The organism is Streptomyces sp. V3I7 (assembly GCF_030817495.1).
In the GTDB taxonomy this organism is placed as follows: Bacteria; Actinomycetota; Actinomycetes; order Streptomycetales; family Streptomycetaceae; genus Streptomyces.
Genome location: NZ_JAUSZK010000001.1, coordinates 1,440,677 through 1,459,592 on the forward strand (window position 1 = coordinate 1,440,677; position 18,916 = coordinate 1,459,592).

An 18,916-nucleotide genomic window follows, 5' to 3' on the forward strand; every position below is an offset into this window, starting at 1 on the left:
CGTGCATCCCCGCATCGAGGACTACGCCCTTATCGGCGACGAACAGACGGCGGCCCTGGTCGGCAAGGACGGGTCCATCGACTGGCTGTGCCTGCCACGCTTCGACTCCGCCTCCTGCTTCGCCCGGATCCTGGGCGACGAGGAGAGCGGCCACTGGCGGATCGCCCCCGCGGGCGCGGACGTCTGCACGCGCCGGGCCTACCGCGACGACACCCTCGTGCTCGACACCGAGTGGGAGACCTCCGACGGCTCGGTCCGGGTCACCGACCTGATGCCGCAGCGCGAGCACAGCCCCGACGTCGTACGCGTCGTCAAGGGCCTCAGCGGGCGCGTCACCGTGCGCAGCACGCTCCGCCTCCGCTTCGACTACGGCTCGATCACCCCGTGGATGCGCAAGTCCGGCGGCCACCGGGTCGCCGTCGCCGGTCCGGACTCGGTGTGGCTGCGCAGCGAACCCGCCGTGCGCACCTGGGGCGAGGACTTCGGCACGCACTCGGAGTTCACCGTCGAGCCGGGCGAGAAGGTGGCGTTCGTCCTCACCTGGCACCCCTCGCACGAGGCCCGGCCGCCGCTGGTCGATCCGTTCCACGCGCTGCACACCAGCGTCAAGGACTGGCGGCGCTGGGCGTCCCACTGCGACTACGACGGCCCGTACCGGGACGCGGTCGTCCGCTCCCTCATCACACTCAAGGCCCTCACCTACGCCCCGACCGGCGGCATCGTCGCCGCGGCCACCACCTCGCTGCCCGAGGAGCTCGGCGGCGTACGCAACTGGGACTACCGCTACTGCTGGCTGCGGGACTCCACACTCACCCTCGAAGCCCTGCTCTCGGCCGGCTACCACAAGGAGGCCGAGGCCTGGCGGGACTGGCTGCTGCGCGCGGTCGCGGGCGACCCGGCCGACCTCCAGATCATGTACGGACTGTCCGGCGAGCGCCGGCTGCCCGAGTGCGAGGTGCCCTGGCTGCCCGGCTTCGCCGGCTCCACGCCCGTACGCATCGGCAACGGCGCCGTGAACCAGCTCCAGCTGGACGTGTACGGCGAGGTCATGGACTCCCTGTGGCTGGCTCGCACTTCGGGACTCTCGACCAAGCCGCACATGTGGAACATGCAGCGCGCCCTGATGACGTTCCTCGAATCGGCGTGGCGGCAGCCGGACGAGGGCCTGTGGGAAGTGCGGGGCGGCAGGCGCCACTTCGTGCACTCCAAGGCGATGGTGTGGGTGGCCGCCGACCGGGCCGTACGGACGCTGGAGGCGTACCCGAAGCTGGCGGGCGACCTGGACGGCTGGCGGGCGATGCGCGACGAGGTGCACCGGGAGGTGTGCGAGAAGGGCTACGACCCCGAGCGGAACACCTTCACGCAGTACTACGGCTCGCGCACCCTCGACGCCGCCCTGCTGCTGCTTCCGCGCTTCGGCTTCCTGTCGCCGGGCGATCCGCGCATGGTCGGCACGGTGGACGCGGTGCGCGCGGAGCTGGGCCACGACGGGCTCGTGCGCCGCTACACCACCGACGATCCGCCCGTCGACGGCATGCCGGGCAGCGAGGGTGCCTTCCTCGCCTGCTCGTTCTGGCTCGCGGACGCGCTGCATCTGACGGGCCGCACCGAGGAGGCGCGGGAGCTGTTCGAGCACCTGGTGGGCCTGACCAACGACGTGGGGCTGCTGGCCGAGGAGTACGACCCGGTGTCCGGGCGCCAACTCGGCAACTTCCCGCAGGCGTTCAGTCATATCGGCCTGGTGAACACGGCCCTCGCCCTGTTCGGGGGCGACAAGGCAGGATAGGCACCATGGATCTTGGACTGAAGGACCGGGTGTACGTCGTCACCGGGGCCACGCGCGGACTGGGCAACGCCGCCGCGCGCCAGCTCGTCGCCGACGGCGCGAAGGTGGTCATCACCGGACGGGACGACGAGCGGGTCGCCGAGGCGGTGGCCGAACTGGGCCCGAACGCGGCCGGACTGGCCGTCGAGAACGCCGACCCCGAGGCTCCGGCGCGGCTGATCGAGGCCGCCCGCGAGCACTTCGGCGGCTTCGACGGCATCCTCATCAGCGTCGGCGGCCCGCCGGCCGGCTTCGTCGCCGACAACACGGACGAGCAGTGGCGTACGGCGTTCGAGTCGGTGTTCCTGGGCGCGGTACGGCTGGCCCGCGCGGCGGCCGCGGAGCTGGGGGCGGGCGGGGTCATCGGCTTCGTGCTGTCGGGCTCGGTGCACGAGCCGATCCCGGGGCTGACCATCTCCAACGGACTGCGGCCGGGACTCGCCGGGTTCGCCAAGTCGCTCGCGGACGAGCTGGGCCCGGGCGGCATCCGCGTGGTGGGGCTGCTTCCGGCCCGCATCGACACCGACCGGGTGCGCGAACTGGACGCCCTGTCCGCCGACCCGGCGGTCACCCGCGCGGCCAACGAGGCCCGCATCCCGCTGCGCCGCTACGGCACCCCGGACGAGTTCGGCCGCGTGGCCGCGTTCCTGCTCTCCCCGGCGGCGTCCTATCTGACGGGGCTCATGGTCCCGGTGGACGGCGGCATGCGGCACGGCTTCTGAACGGGGTGAGGTGACGCGGGACGGGTGGGCGGAACACTCCGTCCGGCGCGGACCACCCCGAAGCGAGCTCAGGCCGGGAGCGTCGAAGCGCGGGGCGGGCATGGGCCGACCTGTCACCGGCCGCCGCCTCCGGTGCCAGGCGACGGCGGGATACGACACGGGTCCGATACGCCCGGTCGCAAACCGACCGGGGGCCGCGACAGCTCACCCGTTCCCCGCGGCGCGGACCACCCTGAGGCGAGCCCAGGCCGGGAGCGTCGAAGCGCGGGGCGGGCATGGGCCGACCTGTCACCGGCCGCCGCCTCCGGTGCCAGGCGACGGCGGGATACGACACGGGTCCGAGACGCCCGGTCGCGAACCGGCCGCTACCGCGTCAACTCACCCGTTCCGCGCGATGCTTGCCTGCCCTCAGGCGGACCTCCGTCGGGAGGTTGGACAAGCCTGCCGAGGTGCGGGCGTGGGTCAGGGGTTGGGTGGAGAGTTCGTGCAGGACCGTGCCGGGGTCGACGTCCGGTTCCATCAGGAGCCACAGGCGGGCCCTCGGGGCGCCGCGCCGGCCCGTCAGGCTGGTCTTGGCGTAGGTCACGCCGTCCAGCCGTGTCGCCCCGTCGGACAGGGCGTTCTCCAGGGCGCGGCCGCGCAGCAGCGCGCCCGCGCCGTCGCCGGTGTCGACGAGCACCTCGGCCAGCCGGCGCCGGCGCAGCACCGCGACCAACCACCACAGCGCGAGCAGCGCGAGGATCGCGAGCGCGGCGAGGACCACCGGCCACCACCAGCCGGTGCTCTGCCACCGCGTCCGCTCGGCGGCGCTCAGCAGGACGTCGTCGCGCCCGGTGTGGATCCACCAGGCGGGCGGCCGCACGCCCAGGCCCACGGCCAGCACCGAGCCGCCGAGGACGACCAGCAGCAGCCCGACGAGTCCGATCAGCACACGGTTGACGGTCCTGAGCACCGCGCTCACCCCTTCCGTCCGGGCCGGGCGACCCGTACCGACAGCGCGGGAGGCTTGACGAGCCCCAGCCCGCGGACCGCCTCGGCGAGCGACACGTCCAAGTCGGCGCGTACCTCGTCGAGTTCCCGGAAGTGCGCGAGCGCGCGGACGTCGGCCTTGCGCCGTCTCATGCGCACCCGCACCGACCGCACGCCCGCGACCTCCATGGCCCGGTCGCGCAGCACCTGGCCCGCCGCGACCCGATGCAGCCCGGCGCGGACGTCGGTGTGCGTGCGCCGCATCGGCAGCAGGGCCCGCACTCCGGGCGTGAGCGCGAGGAGCAGCAGCCACAGGCCGAGGGCGACGGTGACGCCCGCGCCGATCAGCACCCACAGGTCGTCCAGTGGACGCTGGGCGAGCTGGCCGGCCAGTTCGCGGCGCCAGGCCAGGGCGGGCCGCCCGGCCCGTACGGCCGCGATGTCGTACAGGAAGACGCCCGCGCCGAGCAGGATCAGCAGCGCGACGATGCCCGCGGGAACGCGCCGCGCGGACCAGAAGCGGCGGTTGCCGCCGCCCTCGCCGTCCACCGTGTGCGGCGGGCCGTAGGCCGCGGCGGAGGACGACTGGTCCAGCTCGGGACCGGCCCCCTTCTCCATGACCGGCAGCCGCTGTGTGCTGTTCTCGGTTCTCTCGGTGCCCTGGGACTCGCTCATCGCGTCCTCCCGTGTAGCGCGCCGTGCGCCGGCACCGGATGCAGACGCTCCACCCGGACGGCGACCTCCGGTACCTCCATGCCCACCAACGCGCTTACCCGCTCGGTGACGTGACGACGCACGGCGGCGCAGCGGCCCGCGATGTCGCTCGGGTATTCCAGGTCGAGATGGATGCTCACCCGTGCCGATTCGTGAGGGGCTCCCGGCTCCACGGCGGTGACGGGTTTGCGGCGTACGACCACGGTCGCGTGCGGCGGCGCGGCGTCCGGCGGCAGCGATCCGAGCGCCTCGCGCGCCGCCTGCGCGGCGATCTTCGCGACGACCCGGTCGGGGATGCGGGTGGCACCGCGCTCACCGGGCATGACGACGGACGGTGCGCCGGTCGTCTCACCGGCCCCACCGCGGACGGACGTCATGGGCGCCGGTCGCGTTTGTGCTCGCGGGCATGGAAGAAGTCACCCAACTCCCATTCCCCCTCGATGAATCGGCCGACGACGAACCCGATGGCGCCCAGCGCCGCCACCAGAACGAACGCGCCGAACCCGCCGAAGTACCCGGCGAAGCCCAGCAGCATTCCGGCGATCATGCCGACCACGGCCATGTTCATGCCGTCCTCCTCAGGCTCTCAGCCGCAGGTTGTCCACTCGTCGGAGCGTCACTGGATGCGGGGCTCCGGCTCCTCATCTTCCTCTTCCTCCGGCAACTTGACGTCACTCACCGCGATGTTGACCTCGACGACCTCGAGCCCGGTCATCCGCTCGACGGCCGCGATCACGTTCTCCCGTACCGCGCGCGCGACGTCGGAGATCGCCACGCCGTAGACCACGACGATCTCCAGATCGAGCGCGGTCTGCTTCTCGCCGACCTCGGCCTTCACTCCGCGCGTCACGGACTTGGTGGACCCGCCGGGCACCCGGTCGCGCACGGCGCCGAGCGTGCGGCTCAGTCCGCCGCCCATCGCGTGAACGCCCATGACGTCCCGCGCCGCCAGCCCGGCGATCTTCTCCACGACGCCGTCGGCGATGGTCGTCCGCCCGCGGCTCGCGGGGTCGCCGCCGCCGCGCCGGGTGGGCTTACGGGTCTGCAGCCCAGGCTCCGTCTCGTCCGGGGAGGTGGTGGGGTTCGGCTCCCTCATGTCGCTCATCGCCGTACGTCCCTTCGCGATCGTCGTCCTTTGACCACGGTAAGTGCGGTTGGCGCATCCTGCGCCAAGATGGGGCAGGCTGGAGCAATGACGGCGGACCGATGGACACAGGCGGTACGGGATCAACTGGCGCTGGGCAGGGTGCTTCCGCTCGGTGGACCGCGAGACGGCGCCTGGATCACGGAGGGGGCGGCCGAAGCGGTGCTGCGGCGCGCGGTGGCGGCTGTGCCGGGCGTGCGCCTGGGCGCGCTCCGGATCGGCCTCGCCGACCCGGAGGACGTGAGCGACCCCGTCGTACCGGCGCCGCCGAGCGCGCTCCCGCCGGGGCCGCTGCGGCTGACGGCGGACTTCGCGGCCACGGCCGCCGAGCCCCTGCCGGCGGCGGCGAACCGGCTGCGCACGGCCCTGTCGACGGCGGCGGACGAACTCCTCGGCCTCACGGTCGCCGAAGTGGACCTGCGGGTGACCGAGCTGCTGGACGAGCAGACGCAGCCCGAGGCGGTCCGCTCACCGGAGCCGCCGCGGGCACGCGAGGCCACCACCCCGTACGAGACGCGGGCGGCCGAGGTGGCGCTCGGCGTCCCCGGCGTGACCCATCTGACCGGCACCCTGGGCGGACTGGGCCGGGCGGTGCACGTCGAGGACACCTGGCGCACGGAGACCGCGCTGCCCTCCCGCCACGTGCGCGTGGAGGTGGCGGTGTCCGGGGACCGCCGGGCCGTGGACGTGGCCCGGCAGATCCGCGCGGCACTCACGGACACACTGGACGACCGCCCGACGGCGGCCGTCCTGGTGACGACGGTGAGCTGACCGCCCGGTCCCACGCCACGCTCAGCCAGCCGCGGCCCTGCTCACGCCCCCAGGCGCACCGCTCACTCGCCGATGCCCGCCAAGTCCCGCAGTCGGCGGGCCTGGGCCTGGCGCTCGGCGGTGCACTGCTCCTCGAAAGTGCGGCTCGCCGCCCCGCGCAGCAGGGCCTTGGTCTCCACGACGGCGTCGCGGGGCGCGGCGAGGATCGCCTCGGCCAGGTCCCGTGCCGCGGCGTCGAGTTCGGCGGCCGGGACGGCCAGGTTGGCCAGTCCGGACAGCACGGCCTCCTCGGCCTGTACGTACCGGCCGGTGGCGCAGATCTCCAGCGCCCGGGCGTATCCGACCAGGTTCACCAGCGGGTGCGTGCCGGTGAGGTCGGGCACGATGCCCAGGCTGGTCTCGCGCATGGCGAACTGCACGTCATCGGCGACGACGCGCAGGTCGCAGGCGAGCGCCAGCTGGAAGCCCGCGCCGATGGCGTGCCCCTGGACGGCGGCGATGGACACGAGGTCGTTCCGCCGCAGCCAGGAGAACGCACCCTGGAACCCGGCGATCGTCGCGTCCAGTTCGGCGTCGTCCAGGCGCGCGATGTCGGTGAAGGTCGGCTCGCCCTCGATCCCCTCCGGGGTGAACATCTGCCGGTCCAGCCCGGCGGAGAAGGACTTGCCCTCGCCCCGCAGCACCACGACGCGGACGGAGCCCGGCAGCAGCCGCCCGACCTCGGCCAGCGTGCGCCACAGGGCAGGGCTCTGGGCGTTGCGCTTGGCCGGGTTGGTCAGGGTCACCGTGGCGAGCGCGTCGTCGGCGGTGAGGCGTACGCCGTCCTGGTCGAGTACGGCGGTGCGGTCCTGCTCGGGCGAAGCCATGGGGCGCCTCCGATGAGTGCGGTCATGACGCATGCCGTACGTGACGCAGGCATGCAGAAGTGACTGCACAGTAACCACCCGGTCGATCTGGTCTGTCCCCAGGTCCCCTTAAGGGCTTGCCTCAAGAAGACGTCGGGACGAACGACCGGGTGGCCACCATCGAAGCCGATGGGCCGCCCGGGGTCAGGACGATGCGGACTTCTTGCCCCGGGTCGCTCCGCCACGTCCGCGAAGCGTGACGCCCGACTCACTGAGCATCCGGTGCACGAAGCCATACGAGCGGCCGGTCTCCTCGGCCAGCGCCCGGATGCTCGCACCGGAGTCGTACTTCTTCTTCAGGTCTGCCGCGAGCTTGTCGCGCGCGGCGCCGGTCACCCGGCTGCCCTTCTTCAGAGTCTCGGCCACCCGTGCCTCCTCATGGGAAGTGCGCTCTGGTCCCCTCATGATCACCCCTCCGGGGCGGGATGGCCACCCATTCGGCAAGGTCCGTACGACCCGGATGTGACGACGGGAGCGCATCCCCACATACGGAATTGAGGCTTCCGGGGCAGGGCGCCGCGGGGGCCGAACGGGTTGTTCCGGGAAGCGGCAGGTCAGGGACGCGAAACGGCCGATCCCTTGGGGTGAAAGGGATCGGCCGCCTCATGGTCGGAGGACACACCTCAATACGAGGAGATCTCACACAGATGATGGATCACGGCTCGGCCGAATGATCCATACGCGTGGATCACACATTCGATCAAGCCAGGGCGACGAGATCCGCGTAGTCCGCGCCCCACAGGTCCTCGACGCCGTCCGGCAGCAGGATGATCCGCTCTGGCTGGAGCGCCTCCACGGCACCCTCATCGTGGGTGACGAGGACGACGGCGCCCTTGTAGGTGCGCAGCGCGCCGAGGATCTCCTCACGGCTGGCCGGGTCGAGGTTGTTGGTCGGCTCGTCGAGGAGCAGGACGTTGGCGGAGGACACCACCAGGGTGGCCAGCGCGAGCCGGGTCTTCTCACCGCCGGACAGCACACCGGCGGGCTTGTCGACGTCGTCGCCGGAGAACAGGAAGGAGCCGAGCACCTTGCGGACCTCGACGAGGTCCATGTCGGGCGCGGCCGAGCGCATGTTCTCCAGGACCGTGCGCTCGGGGTCGAGGGTCTCGTGCTCCTGGGCGTAGTAGCCGAGCTTGAGGCCGTGACCGGGGACGACCGAACCGGTGTCGGGCCGCTCGACGCCGCCGAGGAGCCGCAGCAGGGTGGTCTTGCCGGCGCCGTTGAGGCCGAGGATGACGACCCGGGAGCCCTTGTCGATGGCCAGGTCGACGTCGGTGAAGATCTCCAGCGAGCCGTACGACTTCGACAGGCCCTCGGCGGTCAGCGGGGTCTTGCCGCAGGGCGCGGGCTCGGGGAAGCGGAGCTTGGCGACCTTGTCGGACTGGCGGACGGCGTCCAGCCCCGACAGGAGCTTGTCCGCGCGGCGGGCCATGTTCTGGGCGGCGACCGTCTTGGTCGCCTTGGCGCGCATCTTGTCGGCCTGCGAGTGCAGGGCGGCGGCCTTCTTCTCGGCGTTGGCGCGCTCGCGCTTGCGGCGCTTCTCGTCGGCCTCGCGCTGCTGCTGGTAGAGCTTCCAGCCCATGTTGTAGACGTCGATCTGGGAGCGGTTGGCGTCCAGGTAGAAGACCTTGTTGACGACCGTCTCGACCAGGTCGACGTCGTGGGAGATCACGATGAAGCCGCCGCGGTACGTCTTGAGGTAGTCGCGCAGCCAGATGATCGAGTCGGCGTCGAGGTGGTTGGTGGGCTCGTCGAGCAGCAGCGTGTCCGCGTCGGAGAACAGGATGCGGGCCAGCTCGATACGGCGGCGCTGACCGCCGGAGAGCGTGTGCAGGGGCTGGCCGAGCACGCGGTCGGGCAGGTTGAGCGCGGCGGCGATGGTCGCGGCCTCGGCCTCGGCGGAGTAGCCGCCCTTGGTGAGGAACTCGGTCTCCTGGCGCTCGTACTGCTTGAGGGCCTTCTCGCGGGTGGCGCCCGTGCCGTTGGCGATGCGCTGCTCGTTGTCGCGCATCTTGCGGATCAGTACGTCGAGCCCGCGCGCGGAGAGGATGCGGTCACGGGCGAGCACGTCGAGGTCGCCGGTGCGGGGGTCCTGCGGGAGGTAGCCGACCTCGCCGGAGCGGGTGACGGTGCCCCCGGCGGGGATGCCCTCGCCGGCGAGGACCTTGGTGAGGGTGGTCTTGCCGGCGCCGTTGCGGCCGACCAGGCCGATGCGGTCGCCCTTGGCGACGCGGAAGGTGGCGTTCTCGATGAGGATGCGGGCACCGGCGCGCAGCTCGATGCCGGAGGCGGAGATCACGGACAGACTCCAGGGCGTGGGAAATGGACGGAGGGCGGCTGAGGACGGTCCCGCCGTCTAATGCGCGAGGAGAATGGCCATGGGCCGATTCTAGCGGGGCGATGCAAGCGCTTTATCTGCGTGCGGGTGTGCGATGGCGCACCGCGGGGTGGTCGAGGACGTCCGCGAGGCGGTCCGCGAGGCGTTGTCAGTGGTGGGTGGAAGACTGAACAGCGGGCCGGATTCCTGGGGTCTTCCCCGGGCTTCCGCGCCTGCTCCACCTTCGGTTTCACCAGTTCACGACCAGCGAGTTCACGACCCATCGACGACTCACGACGGAGTGATCGGCATGACGGACACGGGCGGCGGACGGCCGAGCATGTACCCCACGATTCTGTACGCGGACGCACGGGCGGCGATCAAGCAGCTCACGGAGGCCTTCGGATTCACCGAGCTGTCGGTGTACGAGGGCGAGGACGGCAAGGTGCTGCACGCCGAGCTGGCGCAGGGCAACGGCGCGGTGATGCTCGGCTCCAAGGGCCGCGGCGGCCTCTTCGACTCGGTGATGAAGGAGGCGGGCCCCGCGGGGGTGTACGTCGTCGTGGACGACGTCGACGCCCACCATCAGCACGCCGTGGACCACGGCGTGGAGATCCTGATGCCGCCGACGGACCAGGACTACGGCTCCCGCGACTACATGGCCCGCGACATCGAGGGCAACATCTGGAGCTTCGGGACGTACGCGCCCGAGATACGGGCCTGATCGAGGGGTCCTCGGGCCGGTACCGGCGGGTCCGGCGTCGCTTCACGGACGCCGGACCACCGCGCCGGCTCGCCGCCCGGGTGGATCCGCTCAGCCCCCGGTGTGCACCTGGAAGGCAGCGCGGCGCACGGCCTTGGCCAGGGCCGGGTCGGGGTGGGCGGCCGCGAGGGCGACCAGGACCTGCACAGTGCGCGGGTGCCCCACCGCGCGCACCTCGTCCAGCAGTTGGGGCACGGTGGGCTGTACCGCGGACTCCAGGTGCCGTACGAGCAGCGGCGCCTCGCCGTGGTCGGCGACGGCGGCGGCCGTGTCCACCCACAGCCATGTGGCCTCTTCGCGGGTGAGGGCCTGGTGGGCGTCCTCGGGGTCGACGCCCTCGTGCTCGGCCAGCCACAGCAGGGCGTACGGCCGCAGCGTCGGCTCGTCCAGCACGGCGTGCACGTCGGGCTCGGCGGGGGCGCCGACGACGCGCAGCGCCTCGAAGGCCAGGCCGCGCAGCAGGGCGTCCTCGCCGCGGGCGGCCTCGATGAGCTCGGTGACGGCGCTGCCGACGGGGCGGGCGGCGAGCCAGGCGCGGTACTCGGCGCGGGCGGCGTTGGGGCGCAGTTGGGCGCAGCCGCGGAGCATGTCCTCGGCCGCGTGCTCGATGTTCCCGGCGGGGCTCTGCGCGGCCACGCAGATCTGCTCCAGCTTGACCCACACCGCCCAGCTGCCGAGCGGGGTGAGCGTGGCCTGCCCCTCGCCGTAGGTGAGGGCACCGACGGAGGCGAGGGCGTTCAGGGACCAGTCGAGGAGCGGGGCGAGCGGGGCGTCCTCGGTGGGCGCCGGGCCGACGGGGCTCACGGACGCGGGTGCGACGTCGTCCGCGGGGGCGGCCGCGCTCGTGAGCGCGGCCGCCGTCGCCACCGGGCCGACCACGGCGGGGGCCGCCGGAGCGGGCTCGTACGCCACTTCGCAGCGGGCGGTGCGCAGTTCGGTGACCCGCTGCTGGAGCAGGTCGAGGAGCTGCTCCACGGGCACCGGGCCGGCGGACAGCTGGAGGAAGGAGAGCACCTGGGGCATGGCCGAGACCACCTCGGAGACGGCGGCGGCCTCGTGGCCGGCGGGCTCCGGGCAGGCGAGCGACCAGGCGTCGAAGAGGGCGACCCAGCCGCGCAGTACGGCGCTGTCGTCGCGGTCCCAGGCGTGCAGCCGCCAGCCGGGGCGGGCGATGCCGCCGTGCACCTCGACGAGGCCGGCGAGCCGGGCGGTGTCCCAGTCGGCGCTGACCTGAGCGACGGTCAGGCCGAGGTCTTCGGCCGCCCGTTCGGCGGTCTGCGGGGAGAGGGTGGCCTTGCCGTCGTCGGTGGCGCCGTCCCGGCCGGGGCCGAGGGAGGCGTCGGCCCACAGGGCGACACGGACGGCGCCGGACAGGCCGGAGCGTGCCATTCTGGCCAGTTCGGCGGGGGCGGGTGTGCCCTCCGGCGGCCGGGGTGCGGGGCGGCGCGCGGGCCGCTGGTTCATCGCTCGGGGGGCGGCGGCCAGGGGTCGCGGTCGGACGAGTCGAAGCCTGGAGTCGCGCGGGATACGGGACGTCACGGGTGCAGTCTTCCGGTTGACGGTCCGAAAACCCAAACGGAATGTCACGGCGGGCGACGGGGCTGGCCAACGCACGCGGTCCCGAGGAGGCCCGGAAGGCGTGTTCAGGCCAGGCGTACGGCCGTGAACGGAGGCGGGGTCAGGTGCCTCGACAGCGGTTCCGGACGCACGGATGCGGAGGAGTCACATGAGCGGAGTCAGGAAGCGGCGCAGCCGCTCCTCGTACTCCGCCGGGTCGGCGTTCCACATGGCGCCGTGCGGGGCGTTCGGCACGGTGTGCAGGGCGATCCGGTCGGGGCGGCTGTCGGCGAGGCGGCGGGAGAGGTCGAAGGAGGCCACCGCGTCGTCCGGCCCGTGGATGATCAGGGTCGGCACCGTGAGCCGCTGGGGGTCCGCGGCCTCGGCCAGGACGTCGGCGTGCGGGCCGGTACGGCCCTGGGCCGCCCGGACCGCGAGGGGCAGCATGGGGCCAGGCATGTGGCGGGCGGCGGCGAGGGACCGCAGCGTGCCTTCCCAGCTGAGCACCGGCGAGTCGAGGACGAGGCCGGCCACGTGCTCGCGCACCGGCGAGTGCGCGGCGGCGCGCAGGGCCATGGTGGCGCCGGTGGACCAGCCGTGGAGGACGACGCGGCGGGCGCCGTAGCGCAGGGCGTAGCGGATCGCGGCGTCCAGATCGCGCCACTCGGTCGTGCCGAGGTGGCTCAGCCCGTCGGGGGACGGGGGTGCGCCGAGGTCGCCGCGGTAGGCGAGGGCGAGCTGGGGCAGCCGTCGGTGGTGCAGGAACTCCATGACGTTCAGGGGGAGCTCGCGGGTGGTGCCGAGCCCGTGCACGAGGATCACCCAGGTGTCCCGCTCGCCGGGCACGAACCAGGCGGGCAGCCGACCGAGTTCGCCCGGCACGTCGACGTCGGCATGGTCGAGGCCGAGGGCGGCGCCCGGGTCGCCGACGTGCACGTTGGGGGTCAGCCAGACCTTGTCGCCGGACCGGAGGCTGCCGTGCGTGACGCGTTCCAGGCGGCGTACGACGGTGTCGGCGCTGTGCGCGGCGGACTCCAGGACGGGGCCGACCACGGCGTGCGTGCCGTTGCCCGCGAGGCCGTAGGTGCCGGGGTGCAGGGAGGCCAGGTCGCGGGTGAGGGTGATCCGGCCCGGGCCCGTGCCGTGCACGGTGAGCCGGGGCTGGGTCGGCAGCGGCCGGCCCGGGGGCGCCTTGAGCGCGGCATTGCTGGCCCGTCGTCCGGCGAGCACGCCGGCCACGGCGCCCACCAGGGCCGCAGCGACGCCGGCGGCCACCACTTTGACTGTGCGCACCCGTCCAGTGTCCGGTCGGACCCGCTCACCGGCCAGCGGGACCGGAGGTTGGCGACTGGGGCGAGCGGACCCGGCGAGGCGAGCGGACCCGGCGGGGAGACGAGCGGGCCCGGTGAGGGGGAGCGAGCCGACCCGGCGGGGGGGGCGAGCCGACCCGACCGGGGGCGAGCGGCCTCAGGGGCACGCGACGCCCGCGAGGCGAGCCAGCCCGCCCGGCAGAAAGACGAACAGACCCGGCCGAGAGGCGCGAGCCGCCCTGCGAACAGGCCCAGCGGGGAGTCCCGCCCGACGGGTGGGGCGAACGAGCCCGGCGGGGGGCGGGCGAGTCCGACCCGACGGGGGTGAGCGGCCCCGGGGCGCGCGACGCCCGCGGGGAGAGCCAGCGGCCCGGCGGAGAGACGAGCAGCCCTGCGGGGAGACAGGTCATCAGCCCGGCCGGGGGCGCGAGTGGGGCGGTGGTCAGGGTTTCTGGCCGTATGCGCGCAGGCGCTCGCCCGCCTCGGCTACCTGTGCCGGGGACAGCAGATGCGGGGTGCGGCCCGGCAGGGAGGATGCCTTCAGCCACACCCGGCACATCCACTCCAGCTGGGCCGTGCGGTCGTACGCCTGGTCCAGGGTGGCGCCGTAGGTGAGCGTGCCGTGGTTCTCCAGGAGGCAGCCGTAGCGGTCGTCAAGGGCGCGGAGCATGTTCTCGGCCAACTCCTCGGTGCCGTAGGTCGCGTACGGGGCGACCCGGACGGGGCCGCCGAGGGCGCCGGTCATGTAGTGGATGGAGGGGAGCTCGGGCACGAGCGTCGAGACGGCCGTGGCGTGCACGGCGTGCGTGTGGACGATCGCGCCCGCGTCGGTGGCCCGGTAGACGGCGAGATGCATGGGCAGTTCGCTGGTCGGGACCAGGCGGCCGAGGACCTGACGGCCGTCGAGGTCGACGCCGGTCACGTCGTCCGGGGTCAGCCGGTCGTAGTGCACACCCGACGGCGTGACCAGCACGGTGTCCCCGACGCGCACCGACACGTTGCCCGAGGCGCCGACGACCAGCCCGTCGGACACCGTGCGACGTGCGGCGACGACCAGGTCCTCCCAGGCGCGTGCCTCCTCGCCGCTCACGTCCCTCTGTTCCCGCCTCTGTTCAGCCTGTTCCCGCCTCTGTTCAGCCATGCGGTGATCTTGCCAGCCGGTCCCCCGGCGGGGCAGCGCTTGGCCGAAGACCGCCGGTCATTCGACACTTCGTACGCGACGGCGGCACCTGACCGCCGGACGGCCACACGCTGTACGCGAGCCGCGGCAGCCTGTCGGGTGACCAGGATCTCTTCGACGGGTCGCCGAACCGGCCGAAATCGTTCGCCCGGGACACTGAGCCAAGGGGCGTCTGGGCCGCCACGAGCAAGCGGAGCAGCGGCTCCCTCTTGGTGACACCATGACGCCCGACCCAGTTCACCTTCCGTTCACTCAGGTTCCTTACGGTCAACGCGCCAATGACCTCGAACGATTGCCTGGGTAAATGGAAAACTTCTCGCTGATCCTCGCGATTGTGGTGATAACCGCACTCGCGTTCGATTTCACGAACGGTTTCCACGACACCGCCAACGCGATGGCCACGACCATCTCCACCGGTGCGCTGAAGCCCAAGGTCGCGGTGGCCATGTCCGCCGCTCTCAACCTTGTGGGCGCCTTCCTCTCCGTGGAGGTCGCCAACACGATCTCCAAAGGTCTCGTCGACGAGACCGGCATCCGTCCCGAGGTCATCTTCGCCGCCCTGGTCGGCGCGATCCTCTGGAACCTGCTGACCTGGCTGGTCGGACTCCCCTCCAGCTCCTCGCACGCCCTGATGGGCGGCCTGGTCGGCGCCACCGTCGCCTCGGCGGGCTTCGGTGCCGTCCACGGTGACGAGCTCGTCACCAAGGTCCTCCTCCCGGCGGTCGCGGCCCCGGTCGTCGCGGGTCTGGCGGCGATGCTCGCCACCCGGCTCTCGTACACGATCGGCAGGAAGGCCGAGGGCGAGGCCACCCGCAAGGGCTACCGCGCCGGTCAGATCGCCTCCGCCGGCCTGGTGTCCCTCGCGCACGGCACGAACGACGCCCAGAAGACGATGGGCATCATCACCCTGGCCCTGGTCGCCGGCGGCGCCATCGCCCCGGGCTCCAACCCTCCGATGTGGGTCATCCTCTCCGCGGGTCTCGCCATCGCGCTCGGCACCTACCTCGGCGGCTGGCGCATCATCCGCACCATGGGCAAGGGCCTGACCGAGCTCCAGCCGCAGCAGGGCTTCGCCGCCCAGACCAGCGCGGCCACGGCCATCCTGGCCTCCTCCCACCTGGGCTTCTCCCTCTCCACCACGCACGTCGTCTCCGGCTCGGTGATGGGCGCGGGCCTCGGCCGCAAGGGCGGTGTGGTCCGCTGGTCCACGGCGACCCGCATGGTCGTCGCCTGGGTGCTGACGCTCCCGGCCGCCGCCCTGGTCGGCGCGCTCGCCGAGACCGTGACCGGCCTGGGCGACTGGGGCACCGCGGGCGTCGCCGTCTTCCTGGTCGCCTCCAGCGCCGCGATCTGGAAGCTCTCCCGCCGCGAGGTCGTCGACAGCAGCAACGTCAACGGCACCGAGGAGCCGGCCGGTGTGGTGACCACGGCGATGGCCGCCGTGACGCCGCCCCCGGTGGGCTCCGTGTCCGCCCAGGACCTGACGGCGAAGATGCCCGCCCAGGCCACCGCCGAGCCGGCCACTCACCCGGCCGCCACCGTCTGAGCCACGCCACCCGGGTACGTAAGGAATCATCACGATGAAGATCGACTGGGCAGCCATCGGCTCCGTCTTCGGTGTCAGCCTCGCGGTGGCCGTCGGCCTCGTGGCCCTGTTCACCCTCGGGGTGTCGGGTCTGTCGCGACGCGAGCGGGCGGTCGCGCAGGGCGACTCCGCGGCCCTCGCGCTGACCGGTGCCTACGTGTGCTTCGCCGGCTGCGCGGCGGCGGTGGCGTACGGCATCCACCTGATCATGGCCAAGGGCTGATCGAACTGATCATGATCAAGGGCTGACCGAAGCCCTTTCCGGAAGGCTCCTCCCCGACAGGTTCGGGCAGGAGCCTTCTCCATGCCGCCCTGTGGGGCTCGGCACACTCTCCCCGCGCAGGTCAATGGGCAGTTGACGGCCCTTCCGGGCACGTGGTGGACTGCCGGGGCCATGTACGGCGGCAGAAGAGGAAGCCGGTGCGAATCCGGCGCGGTCCCGCCACTGTCACCGGGGAGTACTCCCCGGGAGCCAGGAACTCTTGCCGCCGGTCTCGTCGAACCAGGGCGTGGACACCCTGAGTGAGGACATACCGCCATGCTCGGCTGCCGTTCGTGCGCCACCGGATCGCCCTTCCGCACCACGATCTCTGACACCACGACCGGCTGAGCACATGCGTGCCGATCGCGTCTTCGCGTACGGCACGGCCGCCGGCCTCCTCGGTGACCTGCTCCTCGGCGATCCCCGCCGCGGGCATCCGGTCGCCGTGTTCGGGCGCGCGGCCGGAGCCGTGGAACGGCTGCTCTGGCGGGACCACCGCGGATGGGGCGCGCTGCACACCGCCGTGTGTGCGGGCGGCGCCGTCGCCCTCGGGGTCCTCGCCGAGCGGGCCGTCCGTCCGTCGTTCACCGCGTCCGTCGCCCTGACCGGCGCCGCCACCTGGGCCGTCGTCGGGGGCACGTCGCTCGCCCGCGAGGCCCGGGGCATCGGGCGCGCCCTGGAGAGCGGCGACGTCGAGGAGGCCCGGGCACGGCTGCCGCGGCTGTGCGGGCGGGACCCGCAGGCGCTCGACGCCGACGGGATCGCGCGTGCCGTCGTGGAGTCGGTCGCCGAGAACACCTCCGACGCGGTCGTCGGGGCGCTGGTCTGGGGGGCCGTGGGCGGGGTGCCCGGACTCCTCGGGTTCCGCGCCGTGAACACCCTCGACGCCATGGTCGGCCACAAGTCGCCCCGCCACCGGCGCTACGGCTGGGCCTCGGCCCGGCTCGACGACGCCGCCGGCTGGCCCGGCGCACGCCTCACCGCGTCCCTCGCCGCCGTCGCGGGCCCGCATCCGCGCGGCGCCCTGCGCGCCTGGCGCGCCGACGCGCACCGGCACCCGAGCCCCAACGCCGGTCCGGTGGAGGCCTCCTTCGCGGGCGCCCTCGGCGTACGGCTCGGCGGCACCCTGTCCTACGCGGGGCGCGTCGAACACCGCCCGGTGCTCAACGCCGGCGGCCGCGCCGTCACCACCCGGGACGTCGAGCGCGCCGTACGCCTGTCCCGGCGCGTCGGCTGGCTCGCGCTCGGCGCCGCCGTCGCCGCCCGCGCGGCCCTCACCGCCGCAACGCGAACGAAGGGACGTACGTCATGAGCGGGGGACTCCTCGTCGCCGGCACCACCTCCGACGCCGGCAAGAGCGTCGTCACCGCCGGGATCTGCCGGTGGCTGGCGCGCCAGGGCGTCAAGGTCGCGCCGTTCAAGGCGCAGAACATGTCCCTCAACTCGTTCGTGACGCGCGAGGGCGCGGAGATCGGGCGGGCGCAGGCCATGCAGGCCCAGGCCTGCCGCGTCGAGCCGACCGCGCGGATGAACCCCGTGCTGCTCAAGCCGGGCAGCGACCGCAGCAGCCAGGTCGTGCTGCTCGGCAAGCCGGTCGGCGAGCTGAGCGCGCGCGGGTTCTTCGGGGGGCCTGGGGGGTCGTCCGGGTCGTCCCCCGGGAAGGAACTGCGCGGCGGACAGCGGGAGCAACTGCTCGGCACCGTGCTGGACAGCCTCGCCGAACTGCGCGGCAGCTACGACGCGGTGATCTGCGAGGGGGCCGGGTCCCCCGCCGAGATCAATCTGCGGCGTACCGACATCGTCAACATGGGTATCGCGCGCGGCGCCCGGCTGCCCGTGCTCGTGGTCGGCGACATCGACCGGGGCGGCGTCTTCGCCTCCTTCTTCGGCACGGTCGCCCTGCTCGCGCCCGAGGACCAGGAGCTGGTCGCCGGGTTCCTGGTCAACAAGTTCCGCGGCGACGTCGGCCTGCTCGAGCCCGGCCTGGACATGCTGCACGGGCTCACCGGACGCCGGACGTACGGCGTCCTGCCCTTCCAGCACGGGCTCGGCATCGACGAGGAGGACGGGCTGCGGGTGTCCCTGCGGGGAGCGGTCCGGGAGTCCACCGTCGCGCCGCCCGTCGGTGAGGACGTGCTGCGGGTCGCCGTCTGTGCGATCCCGCTCATGTCCAACTTCACCGACGTGGACGCGCTCGCCGCCGAACCGGGCGTCGTGGTGCGGTTCGTGGACCGGCCCGAGGAACTGGCCGACGCCGATCTCGTCGTGATCCCGGGCACCCGGGGCACGGTGAAGGCGCTCGCCTGGCTGCGCGAGCGCGGGCTCGCCGACGCGCTCGTGCGCCGGGCCGCGGAGGGACGCCCCGTCCTCGGCGTCTGCGGCGGCTTCCAGATCCTCGGCGAGCACATCGAGGACGAGGTCGAGAGCCGGGCGGGCCGGGTCGACGGGCTCGGCGTGCTGCCCGTCCGGGTGCGCTTCGCCCGCGAGAAGACCCTCACCCGGCCGGTCGGCGAGGCCCTCGGCGAACCCGTCGAGGGCTACGAGATCCACCACGGCGTCGCCCACATCACGGGCGGGGAGCCGTTCATCTCTGATGACCAAGGACACAGCCTGGACGGCTGCCGGGTCGGCCACACCTGGGGCACGCACTGGCACGGCTCGCTGGAGTCGGACGGCTTCCGGCGGGCGTTCCTGCGCGAGGTGGCGGCCGCCGCGGGCCGCCGTTTCGTGCCCGCCCCCGGCACCTCCTTCGCCGCGCTGCGCGAGGAGCAGCTCGACCGGCTCGGCGACCTGATCGAACACCACGCGGACACGGACGCGCTGTGGCGGCTCATCGAGTCGGGCGCGCCACAAGGACTGCCCTTCATTCCACCGGGAGCGCCCGCATGAGCA

The 18,916-nt window shown here is 73.1% G+C and carries 19 protein-coding genes and 1 riboswitch; of the genes, 8 read left to right on the plus strand and 11 right to left on the minus strand.

What is annotated here, in order from left to right; all coding sequences use genetic code 11:
* Position 1: 1 nt before the first annotated feature.
* Positions 2 to 1,786, plus strand: coding sequence for a glycoside hydrolase family 15 protein (locus QFZ74_RS06880; RefSeq protein ID WP_307619890.1), 1,785 nt, complete (start codon positions 2 to 4; stop codon positions 1,784 to 1,786).
* Between the two features lie 5 nt (positions 1,787 to 1,791).
* The gene (locus tag QFZ74_RS06885) at positions 1,792 to 2,547 is read left to right on the plus strand and encodes an SDR family oxidoreductase (RefSeq protein WP_307619891.1); all 756 of its coding nucleotides are present in this window, start codon (positions 1,792 to 1,794) and stop codon (positions 2,545 to 2,547) included.
* A gap of 373 nt (positions 2,548 to 2,920) precedes the next feature.
* On the opposite strand, the gene amaP is transcribed toward QFZ74_RS06885, so the two are convergent.
* The 5 genes from amaP to QFZ74_RS06910 are packed head-to-tail and all read right to left on the minus strand — an operon-like array spanning position 2,921 to position 5,335.
* A complete protein-coding gene (amaP, locus tag QFZ74_RS06890) occupies positions 2,921 to 3,508 on the minus strand; it encodes an alkaline shock response membrane anchor protein AmaP (RefSeq protein ID WP_307619892.1) in 588 nt (195 codons plus the stop codon).
* Complete coding sequence (locus QFZ74_RS06895; protein WP_307619893.1) at positions 3,505 to 4,191, minus strand: DUF6286 domain-containing protein; 687 nt, start codon at positions 4,189 to 4,191, stop codon at positions 3,505 to 3,507. Before QFZ74_RS06895 ends, amaP begins: the two co-directional genes overlap by 4 nt.
* Entirely contained in the window at positions 4,188 to 4,607 is a 420-nt protein-coding gene (locus tag QFZ74_RS06900; RefSeq protein WP_307619894.1) for an Asp23/Gls24 family envelope stress response protein, read from the minus strand. Before QFZ74_RS06900 ends, QFZ74_RS06895 begins: the two co-directional genes overlap by 4 nt.
* Positions 4,604 to 4,798, minus strand: coding sequence for a hypothetical protein (locus QFZ74_RS06905; protein WP_307619895.1), 195 nt, complete (start codon positions 4,796 to 4,798; stop codon positions 4,604 to 4,606). Before QFZ74_RS06905 ends, QFZ74_RS06900 begins: the two co-directional genes overlap by 4 nt.
* A 48-nt stretch (positions 4,799 to 4,846) precedes the next feature.
* Entirely contained in the window at positions 4,847 to 5,335 is a 489-nt protein-coding gene (locus QFZ74_RS06910; protein WP_307619896.1) for an Asp23/Gls24 family envelope stress response protein, read from the minus strand.
* A gap of 87 nt (positions 5,336 to 5,422) precedes the next feature.
* Between QFZ74_RS06910 and QFZ74_RS06915 the strand changes: the two genes are divergently transcribed.
* Positions 5,423 to 6,145 (plus strand): nucleopolyhedrovirus P10 family protein, encoded by a 723-nt coding sequence (locus QFZ74_RS06915; RefSeq protein WP_307619897.1) that lies wholly within the window; start codon positions 5,423 to 5,425, stop codon positions 6,143 to 6,145.
* Between the two features lie 62 nt (positions 6,146 to 6,207).
* Here QFZ74_RS06915 and QFZ74_RS06920 read toward each other — a convergent pair whose 3' ends face one another.
* The 3 genes from QFZ74_RS06920 to QFZ74_RS06930 form a co-directional block, all read right to left on the minus strand.
* Positions 6,208 to 7,011 carry an enoyl-CoA hydratase/isomerase family protein gene (locus QFZ74_RS06920; protein WP_307619898.1) on the minus strand — a complete coding sequence of 268 codons (804 nt, stop codon included), beginning with the start codon at positions 7,009 to 7,011 and terminating at the stop codon, positions 6,208 to 6,210.
* Between the two features lie 183 nt (positions 7,012 to 7,194).
* Positions 7,195 to 7,416, minus strand: a complete 222-nt coding sequence (locus QFZ74_RS06925) for a helix-turn-helix domain-containing protein (protein ID WP_188114171.1) — start codon at positions 7,414 to 7,416, stop codon at positions 7,195 to 7,197.
* Between the two features lie 334 nt (positions 7,417 to 7,750).
* Positions 7,751 to 9,349 (minus strand): ABC-F family ATP-binding cassette domain-containing protein, encoded by a 1,599-nt coding sequence (locus tag QFZ74_RS06930; protein ID WP_307619899.1) that lies wholly within the window; start codon positions 9,347 to 9,349, stop codon positions 7,751 to 7,753.
* Positions 9,350 to 9,677: 328 nt separating this feature from the next.
* Here QFZ74_RS06930 and QFZ74_RS06935 point away from each other — a divergent pair, with 328 nt between their 5' ends.
* Positions 9,678 to 10,091 (plus strand): VOC family protein, encoded by a 414-nt coding sequence (locus QFZ74_RS06935; RefSeq protein ID WP_307619900.1) that lies wholly within the window; start codon positions 9,678 to 9,680, stop codon positions 10,089 to 10,091.
* Between the two features lie 90 nt (positions 10,092 to 10,181).
* Here the strand turns inward: QFZ74_RS06935 and QFZ74_RS06940 are convergent, their stop codons facing one another.
* The 3 genes from QFZ74_RS06940 to QFZ74_RS06950 form a co-directional block, all read right to left on the minus strand.
* Positions 10,182 to 11,594, minus strand: coding sequence for a hypothetical protein (locus QFZ74_RS06940; RefSeq protein ID WP_307619901.1), 1,413 nt, complete (start codon positions 11,592 to 11,594; stop codon positions 10,182 to 10,184).
* A gap of 258 nt (positions 11,595 to 11,852) precedes the next feature.
* Positions 11,853 to 12,980 carry an alpha/beta hydrolase gene (locus tag QFZ74_RS06945; RefSeq protein WP_307619902.1) on the minus strand — a complete coding sequence of 376 codons (1,128 nt, stop codon included), beginning with the start codon at positions 12,978 to 12,980 and terminating at the stop codon, positions 11,853 to 11,855.
* A gap of 459 nt (positions 12,981 to 13,439) precedes the next feature.
* Complete coding sequence (locus tag QFZ74_RS06950; RefSeq protein WP_307619903.1) at positions 13,440 to 14,138, minus strand: class II aldolase/adducin family protein; 699 nt, start codon at positions 14,136 to 14,138, stop codon at positions 13,440 to 13,442.
* Between the two features lie 343 nt (positions 14,139 to 14,481).
* On the opposite strand from QFZ74_RS06950, the gene QFZ74_RS06955 reads away from it, so the two are divergent.
* The 4 genes from QFZ74_RS06955 (at position 14,482) to QFZ74_RS06970 (ending at position 18,913) form a co-directional block, all read left to right on the plus strand.
* The gene (locus QFZ74_RS06955; protein WP_307619904.1) at positions 14,482 to 15,723 is read left to right on the plus strand and encodes an inorganic phosphate transporter; all 1,242 of its coding nucleotides are present in this window, start codon (positions 14,482 to 14,484) and stop codon (positions 15,721 to 15,723) included.
* Between the two features lie 34 nt (positions 15,724 to 15,757).
* Entirely contained in the window at positions 15,758 to 15,985 is a 228-nt protein-coding gene (locus QFZ74_RS06960; protein WP_307619905.1) for a hypothetical protein, read from the plus strand.
* A gap of 147 nt (positions 15,986 to 16,132) precedes the next feature.
* A riboswitch (cobalamin riboswitch) is annotated at positions 16,133 to 16,267 on the plus strand.
* A gap of 109 nt (positions 16,268 to 16,376) precedes the next feature.
* Positions 16,377 to 17,336, plus strand: a complete 960-nt coding sequence (locus QFZ74_RS06965; RefSeq protein ID WP_307619906.1) for a cobalamin biosynthesis protein — start codon at positions 16,377 to 16,379, stop codon at positions 17,334 to 17,336.
* Positions 17,333 to 18,913 carry a cobyric acid synthase gene (locus QFZ74_RS06970; RefSeq protein ID WP_307619907.1) on the plus strand — a complete coding sequence of 527 codons (1,581 nt, stop codon included), beginning with the start codon at positions 17,333 to 17,335 and terminating at the stop codon, positions 18,911 to 18,913. The genes QFZ74_RS06965 and QFZ74_RS06970 overlap by 4 nt, the downstream gene beginning before the upstream one ends.
* Positions 18,914 to 18,916: the final 3 nt, after the last annotated feature.